Annotated in this window: 17 protein-coding genes; 9 read left to right on the forward strand and 8 right to left on the reverse strand. The window is 66.6% G+C overall.

The window, feature by feature from the left end:
* Positions 1-99: 99 nt before the first annotated feature.
* Positions 100-1899: a helicase HerA-like domain-containing protein gene (locus DMB37_RS28690; RefSeq protein ID WP_135235333.1), complete on the forward strand. Its 1800-nt coding sequence runs from the start codon at positions 100-102 to the stop codon at positions 1897-1899.
* Positions 1900-2028: 129 nt separating this feature from the next.
* Here the strand turns inward: DMB37_RS28690 and DMB37_RS28695 are convergent, their stop codons facing one another.
* From DMB37_RS28695 to DMB37_RS28710, 4 genes are all read right to left on the reverse strand, one after another.
* Positions 2029-3303, reverse strand: a complete 1275-nt coding sequence (locus tag DMB37_RS28695) for a diaminopimelate decarboxylase (protein WP_370465223.1) — start codon at positions 3301-3303, stop codon at positions 2029-2031.
* A gap of 181 nt (positions 3304-3484) precedes the next feature.
* Positions 3485-4828 carry a diaminopimelate decarboxylase gene (gene lysA, locus DMB37_RS28700; RefSeq protein ID WP_135235334.1) on the reverse strand — a complete coding sequence of 448 codons (1344 nt, stop codon included), beginning with the start codon at positions 4826-4828 and terminating at the stop codon, positions 3485-3487.
* Between the two features lie 153 nt (positions 4829-4981).
* Positions 4982-5785: a mycolate reductase gene (cmrA, locus tag DMB37_RS28705; RefSeq protein ID WP_135235335.1), complete on the reverse strand. Its 804-nt coding sequence runs from the start codon at positions 5783-5785 to the stop codon at positions 4982-4984.
* Positions 5786-5855: 70 nt separating this feature from the next.
* Positions 5856-7214, reverse strand: coding sequence for an MFS transporter (locus tag DMB37_RS28710; RefSeq protein ID WP_135235336.1), 1359 nt, complete (start codon positions 7212-7214; stop codon positions 5856-5858).
* Between the two features lie 255 nt (positions 7215-7469).
* Between DMB37_RS28710 and DMB37_RS28715 the strand changes: the two genes are divergently transcribed.
* From DMB37_RS28715 to DMB37_RS28725, 3 genes are all read left to right on the forward strand, one after another.
* Positions 7470-8027, forward strand: coding sequence for a PadR family transcriptional regulator (locus DMB37_RS28715; RefSeq protein ID WP_135235337.1), 558 nt, complete (start codon positions 7470-7472; stop codon positions 8025-8027).
* Between the two features lie 21 nt (positions 8028-8048).
* Positions 8049-10079 carry an NADPH-dependent 2,4-dienoyl-CoA reductase gene (locus DMB37_RS28720; RefSeq protein ID WP_135235338.1) on the forward strand — a complete coding sequence of 677 codons (2031 nt, stop codon included), beginning with the start codon at positions 8049-8051 and terminating at the stop codon, positions 10077-10079.
* Between the two features lie 90 nt (positions 10080-10169).
* A complete protein-coding gene (locus DMB37_RS28725; RefSeq protein WP_135235339.1) occupies positions 10170-10583 on the forward strand; it encodes a nuclear transport factor 2 family protein in 414 nt (137 codons plus the stop codon).
* A 33-nt stretch (positions 10584-10616) separates the two neighbouring features.
* On the opposite strand, the gene DMB37_RS28730 is transcribed toward DMB37_RS28725, so the two are convergent.
* A complete protein-coding gene (locus DMB37_RS28730; protein ID WP_135235340.1) occupies positions 10617-11189 on the reverse strand; it encodes a hypothetical protein in 573 nt (190 codons plus the stop codon).
* A 116-nt stretch (positions 11190-11305) separates the two neighbouring features.
* The gene (locus tag DMB37_RS28735) at positions 11306-11926 is read right to left on the reverse strand and encodes a TetR family transcriptional regulator (RefSeq protein WP_107660112.1); all 621 of its coding nucleotides are present in this window, start codon (positions 11924-11926) and stop codon (positions 11306-11308) included.
* A gap of 192 nt (positions 11927-12118) precedes the next feature.
* Between DMB37_RS28735 and DMB37_RS28740 the strand changes: the two genes are divergently transcribed.
* The 3 genes from DMB37_RS28740 to DMB37_RS28750 are packed head-to-tail and all read left to right on the forward strand — an operon-like array spanning position 12119 to position 14723.
* A complete protein-coding gene (locus tag DMB37_RS28740; protein WP_135235341.1) occupies positions 12119-13234 on the forward strand; it encodes a ferredoxin reductase in 1116 nt (371 codons plus the stop codon).
* Between the two features lie 22 nt (positions 13235-13256).
* Entirely contained in the window at positions 13257-14405 is a 1149-nt protein-coding gene (locus DMB37_RS28745) for an acyl-CoA desaturase (RefSeq protein WP_135235342.1), read from the forward strand.
* Entirely contained in the window at positions 14406-14723 is a 318-nt protein-coding gene (locus DMB37_RS28750) for a hypothetical protein (protein WP_135235343.1), read from the forward strand.
* On the opposite strand, the gene DMB37_RS28755 is transcribed toward DMB37_RS28750, so the two are convergent.
* Complete coding sequence (locus DMB37_RS28755; protein WP_135235344.1) at positions 14724-15257, reverse strand: DUF4254 domain-containing protein; 534 nt, start codon at positions 15255-15257, stop codon at positions 14724-14726.
* A 388-nt stretch (positions 15258-15645) separates the two neighbouring features.
* Here DMB37_RS28755 and DMB37_RS28760 point away from each other — a divergent pair, with 388 nt between their 5' ends.
* Positions 15646-15972: a hypothetical protein gene (locus DMB37_RS28760; RefSeq protein ID WP_228542196.1), complete on the forward strand. Its 327-nt coding sequence runs from the start codon at positions 15646-15648 to the stop codon at positions 15970-15972.
* Here the strand turns inward: DMB37_RS28760 and DMB37_RS28765 are convergent.
* On the reverse strand, positions 15969-16631 hold the full coding sequence (locus tag DMB37_RS28765; protein WP_107654698.1) for a TetR/AcrR family transcriptional regulator: 663 nt from the start codon (positions 16629-16631) through the stop codon (positions 15969-15971). The genes DMB37_RS28760 and DMB37_RS28765 overlap by 4 nt on opposite strands.
* A gap of 131 nt (positions 16632-16762) precedes the next feature.
* Here DMB37_RS28765 and DMB37_RS28770 point away from each other — a divergent pair, with 131 nt between their 5' ends.
* Entirely contained in the window at positions 16763-18820 is a 2058-nt protein-coding gene (locus tag DMB37_RS28770; protein WP_240771697.1) for a CocE/NonD family hydrolase, read from the forward strand.
* The last annotated feature ends 128 nt before the right edge of the window (positions 18821-18948 follow it).

Below are 18948 nucleotides of genomic sequence, written 5' to 3' on the forward strand. Positions count from 1 at the left end.
CTCGGGGATACAGTTTCTGCAGATCGGCACAGGCGTTTTCGGTACGACAGCAAACACTGCGTTAAGGCAGTTCGAGTCAGACCAGACGGAGGACGTGCGATGACAAGCCCTCAGGAAAAAGCTGCTGCGGCGCGTAAGGCTGCGGAGGAGGCGGCGCGGGTTGCTGCGGAGGCGGCAGCGGCTGCGGAGGCGGCCGAACGCGAGCTTGCCGAGCAGGAGGCGGGTGAGAAGGGGGTGCAGGCCAAGACGAAGGCCAAAGCGGAGAGCGCGGCGGCCAAGGCGGACGAGACTGCCGCTGCCGCCGCCGAAGCCGCGAGCAAGGCCGACCAGAAGGCGGACGCTGCGGGGGCCGGCAAGGCGGACACCGCAGCTGGCAAGGGGTCGGCGGCCGCACAGGAGATCGCGGCCGGGTACGCCTTCGATGGGGTGGCATTGGAGCTCGGCACCGTGGTGGTCGACGGCGAGGTGGATCCGGCGGCGCGGGTGCGCATTCCGATGCGCACCATGAACCGGCACGGCCTCGTGGCAGGCGCGACCGGCACCGGTAAGACGAAGACCTTGCAGGGCATCGCCGAACAGCTGTCGGCCGCAGGGGTTCCCGTGGTGCTCGCCGACATCAAGGGCGATCTGTCGGGCCTGTCACAGCCGGGTGCGGCCAACGACAAGCTGAGCGCTCGTGCCGCCGAAACCGGCGCCGAGGACTGGCAGCCGACGGGCTTCCCGACCGAATTCGTCTCGCTCGGCACCAATGGCATCGGTGTCCCCATTCGCGCCACCATCACCTCGTTCGGCCCAGTGCTGCTCAGTAAAGTGCTCGGGCTCAACGAGACTCAGGAATCCACGCTCGGGCTGATCTTCCACTGGGCGGACAAGAACGGCCTCGCGCTACTCGACCTCAAAGACTTGCGTGCGGTCATCACGCATCTCACCAGCGCCGAGGGCAAGGAGGACCTGAAGGGCATCGGCGGTGTCTCGGCGGCCACCGCGGGCGTCATCCTGCGGTCGCTGGTCAATCTGGAGGCCGACGGCGGCGACACCTTCTTCGGTGAGCCGGAACTGGATCCGAGCGACCTGGTGCGCACCGCGGGCGGGCAGGGCGTCATTACGCTGTTCGAGCTCGGCGCGCAGGCGGCGCGGCCGGTGATGTTCTCCACCTTCCTGATGTGGGTGCTCGCGGATCTGTTCCAGACGCTGCCCGAGGTGGGCGACGTGGACAAGCCCAAGCTGGTCTTCATCTTCGACGAGGCGCACTTGCTGTTCGCGGACGCGTCGAAAGCGTTCCTGGACCAGGTCGAGCAGACCGTCAAGCTGATCCGCTCCAAGGGCGTCGGCGTGTTCTTCTGCACCCAGTTGCCCACCGACATCCCGAATCAGGTGCTCTCCCAACTGGGTGCGCGCATCCAGCACGCACTGCGCGCGTTCACCCCGGACGATCAGAAGGCACTGTCGAAGACGGTGCGCACCTACCCCAAGACCAGCACCTACGACTTGGAGAAGGCCCTCACCTCGCTCGGCACCGGTGAGGCTGTGGTGACGGTGCTTTCGGAGAAGGGCGCGCCGACACCGGTGGCGTGGACCAGGATTCAGCCGCCCCGCTCGCTCATGGACACCATCGGCGACGACGCGATCAAGTCGCGCGCACTGTCCAGCTCGCTGCACAGCAAGTACGGCCAGACCATCGACCGTGAATCGGCCTACGAGCTGCTCGCCGCGAAGGTCGCTGCGGCGGACCAGAGCCCGGAATCCGCCCCGGCGCCCGGCCGTGCGTCGAAGACCGATGAGGATTCCACCGCCGAACGCATCATGAAAAACCCTGCGGTCAAGAGCTTCCTGCGCTCGGCGGCCACCGCCGCGGGCCGCGAGATCAGCCGCAGCATCTTCGGCACCCGAAAGCGCTGACCGCCAGTCGGTTTCCCGCACACAGTGTCGTGTGCGGGAAATCGCGAGCAGGCTCAGTTCGTGTCGTGGCCGAGTAGTTGAGCGCACGCCGCGGTCCAGCAGATTCAGCGCGCGTCACGATCGAGAGCGTCAGCTCGCGTCACGATCGAGCAGACTCGGCTCGCGGCGAACGAGTTGTGCGTAGTGCCCCTCGCGGACGGCGATGACGCGGGAGCGTGGCGCACCGTGCTGATACGCACCGGTGCACGGCACGGCGAGCAACTCACCGGGCCGCAGGTCGACGGGCAGCCGCACCTCGGTAGCGAGGATCAGATCGCCCGCTCGCCCCGCGACGGTCGTGCTCACCAGCGGACCGGTCGCCAGCCGATTCGCCACGACTGTCCCCGCGAAAGTGCCTACCCGCGTGCGTGCCTCGCTGTCGATGACGACGGAGACATGCCCGCCGTCACTGTGCTTGACCGACAACACCCGGTACAGCGTCACCCCGGCCCGCGCCACGATCCCGCGCCCCGGTTCGAGGACGACCTTCGGCCGCGGAAAGTGCTGCCGGGCGCACGCCGCGTCGAGGGCGTCCTCGATGATCGCGGACAGCTCGGCGAGGTTCATCTCCGCGTCACCGTTGCGGTAGGCGATGGCGTGCCCGCCGCCGAGATCGAGATCGGTGAGAATGCGGTCGTGGTCGTGCCGGACCACCGCCATCTCGGCGACCATCCGGCGAATTGCCTCGCCATAGTGATCGGGGTTGTAGATCTGCGACCCGAGGTGGCAGTGGAAGCCGATCAGATCTAGCATCGGCGCGCCCAGAACCCGTGCCATGGCCTCGGCGGTGGCCGCACCGAGCGCAAACCCTGGTCGGTCCGCCTCGTGGGCAGCGTCTCCGTCGATACCAGGAGCTACGCGCAACAGCACCCGCTGCGGACGGGCCGCGGGAACGGTGGTGAGCAGCTCGATCTCGGCGAGCGAACTCAGCACGATCCGGCCGACCTGCCGCGCAACCGCGGTTTCCAGCGTCTCGCGTGATACACCGTTGGCGTGCAGGATGATTCGCTTCGAATCGACCCCGGCCGTAAGCGCCGCGGTCAGCTCACCGGACGAGCACACGACCACCGATAGCCCCTCGCCGGTGACCCAGTCGGCCACCGCGCCCAGCAGCAACGCGGTTGCGGCGTAAGCGATCTCGGCCTCGGGAAAGGTATTGCGATACGCGCGGCAGCGCTGTCGCACCTCCCGCTCGTCCAGCACCCGAGCGGCGGTGCCGTACGTTTCGGCGATGTCGGCGAGCGCGACCCCACCGACGACAATCCGGCCCTCGTCGTCATACCTCGCATCGCTGGGCCATACCGCGGAATCCAGGTGCGCGGCAGTTCCCGACCGCATCGGCGAGAAGAAGTCCACTAGCGTCACGGGTGCTCTCCTGATCCGCTCCCCGCTTTCTCCATCTGCGGGGCCTACCAAGACTTACGCCGCCGATCCGCCAGGAAGCAGTCGCTTAGCGCAACGTTGACCACCCGCGACCCGATCTTGACGGATCGCTGACGCGCCCGACCGCGCGGCGCGCGAAACACCGCGCGGTCCGGCGGGACACTCAGCAGCCGACGTCGCGGCACATCAGGTCGGCGATGGTCTCCCGGCGCACCAGCTCCCGGCACTGCCCGTGCCGCACCGCGACGATCGGCGGCCGGCCGACGCTGTTGTAGGACGAGGCCAGGCTGTGGTGGTAGGCGCCGGTCGACGGCACCGCGAGCACCTCGCCGGGCCGCAGATCGACGGGCAGCTGGACATCGGTCGCCAGGATGTCGCCCGCCTCGCAGAAGCGGCCTGCCACCGTGGCGGTCATGCTGGCACAGGTCGGGTGCCGGTTCGCGACGACAACGCTGTAGCGCGCGCCGTACAGCGCGACGCGCGGGTTGTCGCTCATCCCGCCGTCGACGGTCACGTAGGTGTGGCCGCCCTCGATGTGCTTGACCGAGAGCACCCGATACAGCGTCACGCCCGCGTGCGCGACGATGGCCCGGCCCGGCTCCAGCGAAATGTGCGGGCGCGGGAAGTGCTGCCGTGCGCAGGCCGCGTCCAACGCGTCCTCGATGATCGCGGCGAGTTCGCCGAGGTTCATCTCGGGGTCGCCGGTGCGGTAGGCGACGGCGTGCCCGCCGCCGAGGTCGAGCTCGGTGAGCAGGTGCCCGTGGTCCTGCCGGACCCGCGCCATCTCGGCGACCACCCGGCGCACGGCCTCGCCGTAGTAGTCCGGGTCGCAGATCTGCGAGCCGAGGTGGCAGTGGAAGCCGACCAGGTTCAGTTTCGGCTGCCGCAGAATCCGCGCCACCGCCTCCGCGGCCGTGTCGCCGCCGAGCGGGAAGCCGAACTTCTGATCGGTGACGCCCGTCTTCACGGCGGGATGTCCGTGCACGTCGATGCCGGGGGACAGGCGCAGCAGTACATTCTGCGAGTCGGTGACCAACGCCGAGAGCAGCGTGATCTCGGCCAGCGAGTCGACCACGATCCGGCCGACCCCGGCCTTGATCGCGGCGGTCAGTTCATCGAAAGATTTTCCGTTGCCGTGCATGATGATTCGGCGCGGGGCGACCCCGGCGGCCAAGGCGATGGCCAGCTCGCCGGACGAGCACACGTCCACCGACAGCCCCTCCTGGGAAACCCAGTTGGCGACCGCGCGGATCATCAAGGCCTTACCCGCGTAGATGATCTCGGCCTCCGGGAAGGCCTTGCGGTAGGCGCGGCAGCGCTCCCTGACCTCGCGCTCGTCGAGGACGTAGGTCGGAGTGCCGTACTGGTCGGCGATGTCGGCCAGCGCCACCCCGCCGATGGTGATGCGACCCGCGTCGTCGTAATGCGTGTCGCGCGGCCATACGGCCGAGTCGAGACGAGAGGGCATTCCCGACTTCAGCGACGGGAAGATTTCCAGCAGCGTCACGGTGTCTCCTGTGTGCGCCCCCGCTATTCCGTATGCGGGGCCGCTGTCAGGACTACGCCGATTCCGCTGGGGCAAACGTCCAGCTTACGGCTGCTTGACGACCGAAGGCCCGATCTTGACGGATCCCTGACCCCGGTCGTGAGGTGCGTCTCGCTAGCCGCCGAGCTTCTTGTAGAAGGCGCCCGCGATCGGCGCGGTGACCGCACGCGGACCGTACTGGCCCGCCACGCTCATCCCCTTGCTGATCAGTCCGGGCACCACCCGCATCTTGTTGCGGGCCAGCGCGTCGATGGACACCTTCGCCGTGTACTCCGAGGACACCCACATGAAGTCGGGCACCAACCGGTCGACGATCGACGCGTCGGCCGGGTCGGGCGCATCGGTGCGCACCGGGCCCGGTGCGAGCAGGGTGACGTTGACGCCGGAACCCTTGAGTTCGCCGCGCAACGACTCGGAGAACGTGTTGGCGAACGCCTTACTCGCGGCGTAGGTGGCGTTATTGGGAATCGGCATGTTCCCCGCCGCCGACCCGCTGATCAGGATCCCGCCACTGCCGCGTTCGATCATGCCGGGCAGCACGGCAAGCGTAAGATCATGCACCGCAACAGCATTCAGTTCCATCTGCGCACGCTCGTAACTCGGATCGAGCTCGGCGACGGCCCCGAACGTCGCGATGCCCGCGTTGTTGCACAGGATCGAGATATTGCGCGCCGAGAGCTCCTCGACCAGCGCCGCACGCTGCGTCCGATCGGCGAGGTCCACCGCGCGCACCTCGGCGGCGATCCCATGCGCCAACGTCAGTCGCTGCGCCAGCTCGGTGAGCACTTCACCGCGCCGCGCGACCAAAATCAACGAATACCCGCGCGCGGCGAGTTCGGCGGCCAACGCCATGCCGATGCCGGAGGAGGCGCCGGTAACCACCGCGCGATTCTCAGAAGTAGGGGAGGGCAAGCTCACGCCAGGAGCCTATGCGATCCACCTCCGCCACACGCACCCCTCCTATACGGCACTGGGAACGAGGGACCGCTCAGGTGAGCCGGTCGATCTTGGGTGGGGTGGCGATCTCAGTGGGGTCGGGGGAGCGGACGGGGAGCAGGGCGAGCAGTCCGAGGACGAGGACGAGGACGATGCCGATGATGCCGGCTCGGTCGGCGTCGAAGAGCCAGACGAACAGGCCGAATAAGCTGGGGGCCAAGAAGGAGACGGCGCGGCCGGTGGTGGTGTAGAGACCGAAGAACTGACCTTCGCGGCCGGGCGGGGCCAGCCGGGCGAGGAAGGACCGGGCGGCCGACTGGGCCGGGCCGACGAAGACGGTGAGCAGAAGGCCGAAGATCCAGAACATCAGCGGGCCGGAGACGACGAGCAGGGCGAGACCGCAGATGATCATCGAGACCAGCGAGACCACGATGACGAGCTTCGGCCCGCCGCGGTCGTCGAAGCGGCCCGCGACGATCGCGCCCAGTGCCGCAACCACATTGGCGGCGATGCCGAACAGCAGCACGTCGGAGTCCGCGATGTCGTACACCCGAACCGCAAGCACCGCACCGAAGGTGAACACGCCCACCAGGCCGTCGCGGAATATCGCACTGGCGATCAGGAAGGTGGCCGTGCGCCGATCCGTCACCCACAGCTCGCGCAGGTCGCGCGCCAAGATCCGGTACGACGCGAAGAATCCCGCATTGGCCGCGCCGGGATCGGCGTCGGTGCGCGGCAATTCGGGCACGGTGAACAGCACCGGCAGCGCGAACGCGGCGAACCAGACCGCCGCCACGATGGCGACCAACCGGATGTTGAGCCCGTCATCGGTCGGTATCCCGAGCAGCCCGCGCGTGTCACCCTCGCCGGCGATGAAACCGAAATAGCAGATCAACAGCAGGAAGATGCCGCCGAAATAGCCCATCGCCCAACCGAATCCGGACACCCGGCCGACTGTTGCCGGCGTGGACACCTGTCGCAGCATCGCGTTGTACGGCACGCTGGCCAGTTCGAAGAACGCGGAGCCCAGCCCGAGCAGCACCAGCCCGAGCCACAGGTAGTGGTAGTCGTCGTGCACGAAGAACATCAGGGTCATCGACGCGATGCAGAGCGCCGTCAGAACAGCAAGGGAGCGTTTACGTTTCGCGGTCGCGTCGAACCGCTGCCCGCTGACCGGGGCGGTCACCGCCACCACCAGCCCGGCCAGCCCCAGCGCCCACCCCAGCCACGCACTCGGCGAAATCCCGCCCGGCAGATCATCACCGACCTTGTCGGTCAGGTACACGGAGAACACGAACGTGAGAATCACCGCGTTGAACGCCGATGACCCCCAGTCCCACAGCCCCCATGCCGCCACCTGCCCGCGCCCGGCGGCCTGCCCGACAGTGGCCCGCGCGTCCACCTCGCTCATGCCTGCACCTCGCCAGCGCTCGACTCCGGCATGCGCGACGCGCGCTCCAACACGACTCGCTCGCTGCGCTCGCTCATGCCTGCACCTCGCCGGCGCTCGGCCCTGGCATGCGCGCCCCGCGCTCCGACACGATTCGCTCGCCCATGCGGCGCAGCCTAATGCGATTCGGCCCGCACAACCCGGTCAACGCCCGACACGAAAGCGGGGGTATGCACTCAGTTGCATAGTACTGGGTGTCACGGCTACTCTTGCCGCATGGCCCTCGAGCACGCTTTGCTGGTATCGCTGACCGAGCGGGCCGGCTCGGGGTATGAGCTGGCGCGCCGCTTCGACAAGTCCATCGGGTACTTCTGGAGCGCGACGCATCAGCAGATCTATCGCGTGCTCAAGCGCATGGAGGAATCCGGCTGGCTGAGCAGTGAGTCGGTGGCCCAGGACGGCCGACCGGACAAGAAGGTCTACGCCGTGAGCGCGGCCGGCCGCGCCGAGCTGGCCCGCTGGATCGCCGAACCCTCCGACACCGGCACCCCGCGCAACGAGCTCGCGGTCAAGATCCGCGCCGCCGCCTACGGCGATATCGGCGCGCTGCGCACCGAGGTCGCGCGGCACCGCGACGAGCACGCCCACCGCCTCGACGTCTATCGCCTCATCGAGAAACGCGACTTTCCGGCACCGGATCAGCTCTCCGGTACGGCTCTGCACCAGTACCTCGTCTTACGCGCGGGCGTCCGCGTGGAGTCGGGGTTCATCGAATGGTGCGACGAAGTTCTGCACGCCCTGCACCCGCCCGCGACAGCCCCGCGCGGCGATTGACCGGAGAAAGGTGAGACAGGCATGAGTGCCTTCCCCCATTTGTTCGAGCCGCTCGACCTCGGCTTCGCCACCCTGCGCAATCGCGTGGTGATGGGGTCGATGCACACCGGCCTGGAGGACCGCGCCTGGGACACCAACAAGCTGGCGGCCTACTTCGCCGAGCGGGCCCGCGGCGGTGTCGGCCTGATCATCACCGGCGGTTACGCACCCAACCGCACCGGTTGGCTGCTGCCGTTCGGCAACAAGCTGACCAACAAAACCGAGGCGTACCGGCACCGAGTGATCACCAAGGCGGTGCACAAGGAAGGCGGCAAGATCGCCATCCAGATCCTGCACGCGGGTCGCTACTCCTACATGCCCGGTAGCGTCTCCGCCTCGTCGATCAAGGCGCCGATCAACCCGTTCCGGCCGCGCAAGCTCTCGGCCAAGGGCGTCGAGCAGACCATCGACGACTTCGCGCGCTGTGCGAAGCTGGCCCAGTTCGCCGGGTACGACGGCTGCGAAATCATGGGCGGTGAGGGCTATTTCATCAACCAGTTCCTCGCGCCGCGCACCAACAAGCGCACCGACAAGTGGGGTGGCTCGCCGGAGAACCGGCGCCGCCTCGCGGTGGAGATCGTGCGCCGCACCCGCGCCGCGGTCGGCCCGAACTTCATCATCGTGTTCCGGCTCTCCATGGCCGAGCTGGTCGAGAAGGGTCAGACGTTCGACGAAATCGTCGCGCTGGCCAAGGAACTCGAAGCCGCGGGCGCGGACATCCTGAATACCGACATCGGCTGGCACGAGGCACGCGTGCCGACCATCGTGACCTCGGTGCCGCGTGCGGCTTTCGTCGAGTTCACCGCGAAGATCACCAAGCAGGTGAACATTCCGGTGTGTGCGTCCAACCGGATCAACATGCCGGAGATCGCCGAGGAGATCCTGACCCGCGGTGACGCGCAACTGGTTTCGCTGGCGCGCCCGTTCCTCACCGATCCCGAATGGGTCAACAAGGCCAAGCAGGACCGGGTCGACGAGATCAACACCTGCATCGCCTGCAACCAGGCCTGCCTGGACCACGCTTTCCAGCACAAGACGGTGTCCTGCCTGCTGAACCCGCGCGCCGGCCACGAGACCGAGCTGAAGCTGCTGCCCACCCGGCGCACCAAGCGCGTCGCCGTGGTCGGTGCGGGGCCGGCCGGGCTGTCCGCGGCGGTCAACCTCGCCCAGCGCGGGCACCACGTCGATCTGTTCGAGGCCGACGACAAGATCGGCGGGCAGTTCGACATCGCCCGCCGCATTCCGGGCAAGGAAGAGTTCAACGAGTCGATCCGGTACTACCGCCGGATGCTCGAAGTCACCGGCGTGACAGTGCATTTGAACAAGCGGGTGACCGCCGCCGAACTCATCGAGGCCCGCTACGACGAGGTGGTGCTCGCCACCGGCGTGAAGCCGCGCATCCCGAACATCCCCGGCATCGACCATCCGATGGTGCTGTCCTACGCCGAACTGGTTCGCGAGGAGCGTCCGGTCGGCAAGCGTGTGGCGGTCATCGGTGCCGGCGGCATCGGCTATGACGTGAGCGAATTCCTCACCGTCGAAGGGCATCCCACGCTCAAGCTCGACGAGTGGAAGGAAGAGTGGGGCGTCACCGCCGACGACGAGCAGGTTCGCGGTCAGCTCACCAAGCCGAAGCCTTCGCCGGCCGCCCGCGAAGTCGTTCTCCTGCAACGCAAGACGACGCCGTTCGGCAAGGACCTCGGCAAGACCACCGGCTGGGTGCACCGCGCCGCACTCAAGGCCAAGGGTGTCGACCACATCGGCGGCGTCAACTACGAACGCATCGATGACAACGGCTTGCACATCAGCTTCGGCGAGAAACGCCAACGCCCCCAACTGATCCCGGTCGACAACGTGATCATCTGCGCGGGCCAGGAATCGGTCCGTGATCTGGAGGACGAGCTGCGCGCCGCAGGCATGAACCTCTACCTCATCGGCGGCGCCGAACTGGCCGCCGAGCTGGACGCCAAGCGCGCCATCGATCAGGGCACCCGCCTCGCCGCGCGACTCTGAGCGATCACCCGGTGTCGCCGGCAGGCGACATCGGGTGACCTCGTCTGATTTCCGCCAGCGGCGCGGCGGAATCTTCGCAACGCTGACCAGGTGACTCAGGACAGCAAAACCATCGTCCAAAACGCCTGGAAAGCCTTCGCCACACACGATTTCGAGCAAATATCCGCGTTCTTCACCGAGGACGCGGAGTGGCTCGCACCCCCGCGGAACGCCACTGCGGTCTTCATGAAAGGCCCCAGCCACATCATCGGCCGCGACGCGATCGCCGACTTCCTGGCCTACGGCTTTTCCAAGATGTTCGCCAAGGACGTCACCCTCACCTTCCACGGCTTCTACGCCGAAGGTGACCGCGTCATCGTGGAGGAGACCATGACCGCCACCCTCGCCAACGGCAACGCCTACGAAAACGACTACTGCTTCATCTTCGAACTCCACGAAGGCCGCATCCACCGCGTCCGCGAATACATGGACACCGCCCGCGCCAACACCATGGTCTTCGGATAGCTACGGACTATGGCGCTGTGCCTGGGGCCGGCGTCATAGGCCTTTGCGGGCTTGCGTGGCGCGGAGCAACTCCGCTCGGGCGATCTTCTTGCGTCTGCTTTCCCAGAGGTCGTGGGCCAATGTCAACACCGGGCCAGCCAATGTGAAGACGATCAGAGCTACCCAGACTCGCTCGTTCGCCGGACGGTCGGGGTACCGCTCGGACCAGTAGAGGCTGGCGCCGATGACGATGACGGCCATTGTCAGCCAGAACATGAGCCGACGAGTGGTTCGTTGTCGTCGCCGCCGCGCCTGCTGCACCGCCGCCAGACCGCTGTCCACCTGCAGGCGATAGCCGGGCAGGTCGGCAACGTCGGCGGCGATGCGCAATTTGGCGAGCTGCCTGCCGATCTCGTAGTCGACGGCCTCGACCCCTTGGAGATATGCGGGCCAGTCCTTGCGGATCTCGATGAGGGACTTGAGCTCGTCCAGGGGCGATCTTCGCTCATTCCACCATGCGACCAACGCCGCGATCAGCGCTCCGGTGACGACTCCCGCAGGCACGAACAGACCGATGTAGTCGACGAACTGGGAACCTCGCGCGATGTCCTCGGCCGCCATTGTCATGGGAAGAGGTTCCCAGAACCAGCGGCTATGCATGTGCGATTCGAGGTAGCCGGTCAGTGCGACAAGGCCTGCTGATCAGGCAAGTCGGACCCGGCTATGCCGCGGCCAGGCGGCAGCTACCGCTCCTTCGGCGGCCACCACGCACCCATGCCCAGCGAGATCAACCGCATCTGCTGCACCGTGCGATCGATGATGGCGTCCCGTTCGCGGGGCAGCGCCGAGATGTAGGCGACGATGCCGTCGGTGACCGTCGCGACCAGGAGGTCGGCGGCGATCTCCAGGTCCGCGTGACTCCAGGAATCCAGCGCCGGGATGCGGGAGAGGTCTGCGACGAGTTCGCGGACGATCAGTTGTAGTTCCAGCGCGATCGATTTGCGCAGTGCCGCGGATCCGCCGTGCCGTTCGCGGGTGAGGAAGCCGAACAGTTCGCGTTTCGGCTCCACCTGAGCGAACACGAATCGCACCGTGTCGGACAGGCTCGCGTCCGGTTTGCGCCGTACTTCGCGCAGCGCGAGGCGCAACGCGGTGATGCCGTCGTCGACGAGCTGCGCGCCGAGGTCGTCCAGCGACGCGAAGTGCCGGTAGAAGGCGGTCGGCACGATGCCTGCCGAGCGGGCGATCTCACGCAGGCTCAGCGCCGCGAAGCCACGGTCGGCAGCCAGTGCGAGGGTGCCGTCCAGTAGGGCCTGTCGCGTGCGCTCCTTGCGCTCGCCTCGGGTTTCTGCCTGCTCAGTCATCACGGTGAGCATACATCCGTTCACCATTCGTCTTATCTCCAGATGTTGTTCGCGTCACATGTTTTGCCGGTTGACACCAGACCCCGGTCATCAGTCACACTAGTTGAGTGTACAGACGTGCACTGAAATTGGAACGCAACGTCGCGGCTCCTGCAAGTCGAACAGCCCCGACATAGAGGCACGGAGTAACGAATGGTGGATCTCATCAACCTGGTGCAGACCCTGACCACGCCGCATCCGCTGGACCGTTATCTGGAACTCGTGCGCCCGACCCTCACCGCGCGGGAGATGCGCGCCGAGATCATCCGGGTCGACCGTTCGGTCCCGGGGTCGGTGACCCTGACGCTGCGCCCCACCCGGCAATGGAAAGGCCACGCCGCCGGGCAGTACGTCCAGATCGGCGTGGTGATCAACGGTGTCCGCCACACGCGCTGCTATTCGCCGGTGAACCCGGCGGGCGGCCGGGGCAGGCACATCCAGCTGACCGTCAAGGCGCACCCGGAGGGCTTGGTCTCGCAGTACCTCGCCCGCAACGCGACACCCGGCATGGTGGTCGATCTCGAACAGGCCGCCGGTGTCTTCCGGTTGGCCGACCCGCGCCCGGAGCGGGTGCTGCTGATCAGCGGCGGCAGCGGCATCACGCCGGTGCTGTCGATGCTGCGCACCCTGGCCGACGAGGGCTACCCGGGTGAGGTCGTCTTCCTGCACTACGCGAAATCGCCCGAGGTGGTTCCGCACCGCGCGGAACTCGACGCGATCGCGAAGCGGCACTCGAACTTTCGCATCGAGCTGCGCCATCCGTGGCGGCCCGACACCACCGGCGTCGACTCCTCGGCGCCGTGGGTCGACGTGGCGACGGCGAAGTCGAGCGGATACTTCGACTACGACGAATTGGAGCGGGTGGCACCGTGGTTCGCCGACGCGCACACCTACGTCTGCGGCCCCCAGTCGCTGATGGACTCGGTGCGCAAGATCTACGAGGCCGAACAGCTCGACGATCGGCTGCACACCGAGGAGTTCACCCTCTCGCTCACCCCGGTCGACGCGGACGAGGCCTTCGGCACGGTGCGCTTCTCGGCCAGCGGTGTCGCCGCGGACAACAGCGGCGCGCCCCTGCTCGAGCAGGCCGAGGCCGCCGGACTCACCCCGGAGTACGGCTGCCGGATGGGAATCTGCTTCTCCTGCACCGCGGTTCGGCGCACCGGTTGCACCCGCAACCTGCGCACCGGCGAGACCGACAGTGATCCGGATCAGCCCATCCAGCTCTGCATCAACGCCCCTGTTGGCGACGTCGACATCGACATCTGAACCCGAGCAAAGGATTAATCGAATGACAATCCTGACCGAAACCAAAGACGGCCCGCTGGTACTGAGCCCGGACCAGATCGAGGAACTCGGCAAGGCGCTCGACGAACTGCGCGCCAAGGTGGTCGCCGACCTCGGCGACCGCGACCGCGAATACCTCTACTCGATCATCAAGGCGCAGCGCGGTTTCGAGATCGCCGGGCGCGGCCTGATGTACCTCGGCTTCTTGCCGCCGGTCTGGTTGGCCGCCGTCGCCGCGCTGAGCGTGTCGAAGATCCTGGACAACATGGAGATCGGCCACAACGTCATGCACGGCCAGTACGACTGGATGCGTGAGCCCGGCCTGAATTCCCGTGTCTTCGAATGGGATACGGTCTGCCCGGCCGACCAGTGGAAGCACTCGCACAACTACATCCACCACACCTACACCAACATCCACAACAAGGACCGCGACATCGGCTACTCCATCCTGCGGATGGACGAGAGCCAGTCCTGGAACGTGCTGCGCCTCGGCCAGCCGCTCTACGCCTTCGCGCTGATGATGCTGTTCGAGTGGGGCGTGATGGCACACGACCTCGAGGTCGAGAACATCGTGCGCGGCAAGCGGAAGTGGTCCGACATCAAGCGGCTCGTCACGGGCCAGTTCCGCAAGGCGGGCAAGCAGGCGCTGAAGGACTACCTGATCTTCCCGGCGCTGACCGGTCCGCTGTTCCTCAGCACGCTCGCAGGCAACGTCACCGCGAACCTGGTCCGCAACGTCTGGGCGTACTCGATCATCTTCTGCGGTCACTTCCCCACCGGCGTACAGACGTTCACCGAAGAGGAGACCGCCGACGAGACCCGCGGCGAGTGGTACATCCGGCAGATGCTCGGCTCGGCCAACATCACCGGCGGCAAACTGTTCCACATCATGTCCGGCAATTTGTCGCACCAGATCGAACACCACCTGTTCCCGGACATCCCGGCGGCCCGCTATCCGGACATCGCACCGGAGGTTCGCGCATTGTGTGAAAAGTACGGACTCCCGTACAACACCGGCTCGTTGAGCAAGCAGATCGGCTCGGTCTGGCTGAAAATTTTCAAGCTTGCACTGCCGCCCAGCTTGGTCAAGAGCGAACCGTCTCCCGGTGTTATCGTGATGCGTCAGCGAAAGGCAACCGAAGTGGGCGTGTGAATGATCGGGAAATTCGAAAGCAACAAGGACCTCATTCAAGAATTGACGTCTTCGGGCGCCAAACATGTCGGCAATATCGCGAGCATCATCGCGGGCACCGTCGCGGAGGTCACCAAGGAGATCGGTGAGTGGGTGACCGACGCCATCGAGATGAACGAGGCCGCCGCCGCGGCTCGGCGCGATGCCGCCGAGGCGCGGCGGGAGGTGGATCTCGAGCACGACGATCCGGCACCCGCGGCGCCGACGCCGCCGGTCGCTACCGAGACGTCGTTCGTCGACGCCGAGGTGGTCGAGCCGGGAGTCGACGAGACCCGCTGATCACCACACCGGCAGCCTGCGCCGGTGTTCGGTGACGTCGGTGACCAGATCGCGGTAGCCGTCGGTCAATTCGGCGAGCCTGCACCACTGCAGGTGGGCTTCCCCGTCCACCTGCACCGGGCGGGCCCGCTGCTGCGGCGCTCGGCGCAGAGCTCGTTGTGCCGCAACCCATTTCGCCGCCATCCGATCGATCACCGCGCCGAGCGTCTCGGTATGCAGCGAGGCGCCGCCGCGGTGTTCGACATTGTCGGCCACCCACACGTCGATCTGCCCGACCAGTTCGGCGCGCTGCCCGTCGATGTCCTCCACCCGCTGGGTGCACGCCGCGACCCGCCCCGGCGAGGCGTCGGGCGCGTGCGCCGCTTCGATTGCCTTGTGCCGCCGCTCGTGACACTCGACGAGCTGCCGGGCGGCGCTGAGCACGCTGTGTCGGCGCCGGTTGGGATCGTCGGGTTCGCGGAAGGCGCGCAAGAGTTCAGCGGGTGGCGGCAGTTCTTCTGTCCCGATACGGACGCGTGCGTATTCGGTCGGCATGTGCGTACACCCCTGCGGTATCTATCCCGATCTGGATGCGCCAGGGCCGAGGGGGATTTCGGGGAGGGGCACCCCTCGGCTCCGGCGCAGTCCCGAGCTCGGACGTCACCCCCATAGTCCACCAGCACGGCAAAGAAACCGGGAAATCCGCGACGATGCGATGAGGAAGACGGCCCGAATAATCGGGACTCTTTCAGGAAAGCGCGGTTGCCGAATCGGCGCAATAGTATGGTGTACGAATCCGAAAGCCGCTTGTAAATCGTTATGGTCCGTTACGGATCGGTCACATGAGTGCACCGTCGGTATCTCCGACAAGGGTGGACGGGCGCACGATCAGCAACCGGTTCGGCGCGGCGGCTGCGCGGTCTCGGTCGATCCGCTAGCCTCGGTGTTCGTGCCCGCCTACGTGTCATCGCCCGAGCTCACATTCGGGTTCATGTTCGCGCTGGAAGACCCCGAGCGAATCGGAGAGGTCGTGCGCACGCTCATCGTTCGCAAGACCGTGTCGGTCTTCCGCCTCGCCAGGCTCTCCGACGACAACGGACCGCCCGAGCGCTACGTGGTGAACTGGGCGGCTATACCGCAGATTTCGATCACCACCGAGGCGCCGGCCACCGACGATCTGCAGGCCCAGCGCATCATGCTGGTCAATGCGTTCCTCAGCGAGGACGGCGAAGTGAGCCTGTATTCGGCGCAGGGGAGCGGTCCCGGCTAGGCGTCCCATTCCGGAACGCCGAACAGCGCCATGGTGATCTGGTACAGATGTGCACTCAGGGTGGGGAGCGCCTGGGCGCCAGGGCCTTCCAGGCAGTCGCGAATACGATCGTCGACCGCGCCGATGAGCGCGTCGAATATTTCCGCCGGAATGTCCACCGGAATATCGCCCTCGGCGCGACCGATGCGAAAAGCCGCGTGCATGCGATGCGCCAGTAACGTTTTCATCTGACGGCGCTGCTCGGCGACGACCGGCCCGGCGACCAGGCATTCGATATGCAGCGCGCGGGCGTAGATACCGTTCTCGGCCAGAACATGCAGGTAGGTCTCCAGCGTGGTGCGGATGAGCGCGCGCCACTCGCTGCGTGGGGTGGCCTGCACGCTGCCTGCGAGTTCGCCGAGCACCAGCCCGACGGCCGCCTCGAAGGCCTCGGCGAAGCAGTCGTCCCGGCCGCGAAACAGCTCGTAGAAGGTGCGCCGCGAGACGTTGGCGCGGGCCACGATATCGCCGACAGTCGTTGCGGCGTAACCCCGCTCGGCGACCGCCTCCAGTACCCCCAGATACATCCGCATGCGTTGCGAGTGGGCCACCGCCTCCGGCGCCATGCCGTGGGTGCCACGTGGCAGGCGGCCGCGGTCGACACCGGCTTCGAGTCCCATCCCCTGAGGATAGACACCTCGCGCCAGTGATCCGACTCATACTTGTCCATTCGATGTGGTCCCGGTTACTCTCGCACCCGACATAGGTACGGCAGTGTTTTTAAGCTGGGCAGCCAGAAGGGTCGAGGTCGATGAGGACATTTCGTCGCGGGTTGGGTCGGGTGGGAGCGCTGGTGGTCGCCGCCGCCATGGCTGCGTTGTGGGTCGTACCGAGCACCGCGGTCGCGGAATCGGCGCCGGACGGGGGTGAGCTCGGCAGGCAGTGGACCGCCGCGCACGATGGTCCGGCGAAGTACCCGGGGCCGGTGCACATCGACTTCGACGTGCCGATCACCATGAGCGACGGAACGGTGCTGAAGGCCAACATCTATCGGCCGGTCGACGCCGCGGGCCACATCGTGACCGAGCCGCTGCCCACCATCGTCGACCTCACCCCGTACACGAAATTCGTGTCCCTGATCGCGGATCTGGCCCTCAACATCCCGGTGCTGTCGGACGCGCTGATCGAGCTGGTCAACCGGTTCGACTTCGCGGGTACGCCGTTCGACTCGATCACCGATCTGACCAGAGCACTCAGCGGCGGCGCCGCGCGGACCTTCGGTGCCGACCGCAAGCTGGTGCAGCACGGCTACACCTACATCGTGGCCGATGTACGCGGCACCGGATATTCGCAGGGCGCCTGGCAGTTCTTCCAGAGCAGGGAGGGCCAGGACACCCTCGAAATGATCGACTGGGCGAGCAAGCAGCCGTGGTCGGACGGCAATATCGGGATGTCCGGCATCTCGTACTCCGGCATCAACCAATTCAAAGCCGCCGAACAGAATCCGCCTGCGCTCAAAGCGATATTCCCGGTCGAGGGCAGCACCGACACCCTCACCGATGTCGCCTTCCCCGGCGGCGGATTGGGGTTGTTCGGTCCGCTGTATATCGCGGGCGTCGACCTGATCTCGAATTTCCCGGACCCGGTCGGCATAGCGCTCGGCCACCTGGACTTGAAATGGCTCCAGGATCGGGTGGCCACGCCGCTGGAGTTCTTCGACTACATCCTGATGGCCCTGTCGCTCAGCGTCGATTCGGTGCCCGCGCCGCTGAAAGAGCAGCTGCTGCCGGGCAGCTCGTTACGCTCTGCGTTCACCGACAGTCATCCGGAGCGGATTCAGGTACCGACCTTCGCCTACGGCGGCTGGCAGGACATCTTCGCCTCGTCCAGTGCCCGGTCGTTCGCCGACCTCCCGCTGCCGCCGGAGCGCAAGAAGCTGATCATGGGCGACACCTATCACTTCAATCCCGGTTCCGGCCTCGGCAATCCGGGTCGGCCGCCGCGGCTCGACGTGCTCCAGATGGCCTGGTACGACAAGTGGCTCAAGGGCATCGACAACGGCATCGACGAGTACGGGCCGGTTGCGCTATGGCAGCAGGGCGGCGGCTGGACCACCGCGCCGGCGTTCCCCCGGCCCGGCATGGACTACCAGCGCATGTATCTCTCGCCCACTCCGAGCGGCACCGCGACCAGTGTCTACGACGGCTCGCTCAGTGCCGAAACACCCGAGGGCACAGCTCGTTTGACGGTTTCACCGGTCGCGGGCCTCACCTCGCTGTGTTCGCGGGACGCGGCGGTCGAATCCGCAGGCGTGATCGGTCTGCTCAATTTCTGCGGGCGCGACGACCGCATCCACGAGCTGGGTGGCCTCACCTTCACCGGCGCGCCGGTCGAGCAGCCCACCGTGCTGTCCGGCCCGATCACCGTGCACCTCAACACGATGTACGACAACATCGAGGGCTACTGGGCGGTCACCGTGAACGATGTCGCCCCGAACGGTCAGTCGACGGTGCTGGCGAGCGGGCAACTCGCGGCCTCGCTGCGCGCGGTGGACGAGGCGAAGAGCGCGAAGGACGCCGACGGCGACTACACGCACACCGTGTACAAACTGACGCTCGCCGACCGGCAAACCTTGGTGCCGGGACAGCCGACCGTCCTCGACGTCGCCGTCAACCCGGTCGACGCCGTGCTACAGCCCGGACATCGGTTGCGCGTCAACGTCTTCGCGAGCAATTTCCCCCGCGGCTTCCTCGCACCGCCGATGCTGTTCGACGGTGGCGTCCTGAACGCGGCGGCACCGCAACACCTCGTGCTCGACCCGTCGGCGCCCAGCTTCGTGAACGTGCCGTTGAACAGGCCGCTGGGATAACGAAGGGCAGAATGGGTTCCCGCCTATCGGGCGTTTATGGCGGGGTCTGGGATGCGCTGAACTAGTGTGCACCTATTTGTTGGCGTGTCGATATCCGATCGTGGCGTCGGTAGTCGTCGAATACGCGA

Origin of the sequence: Nocardia sp. CS682, assembly GCF_004634405.1 — a bacterium.
GTDB classification, from domain to species: domain Bacteria; phylum Actinomycetota; class Actinomycetes; order Mycobacteriales; family Mycobacteriaceae; genus Nocardia; species Nocardia ninae.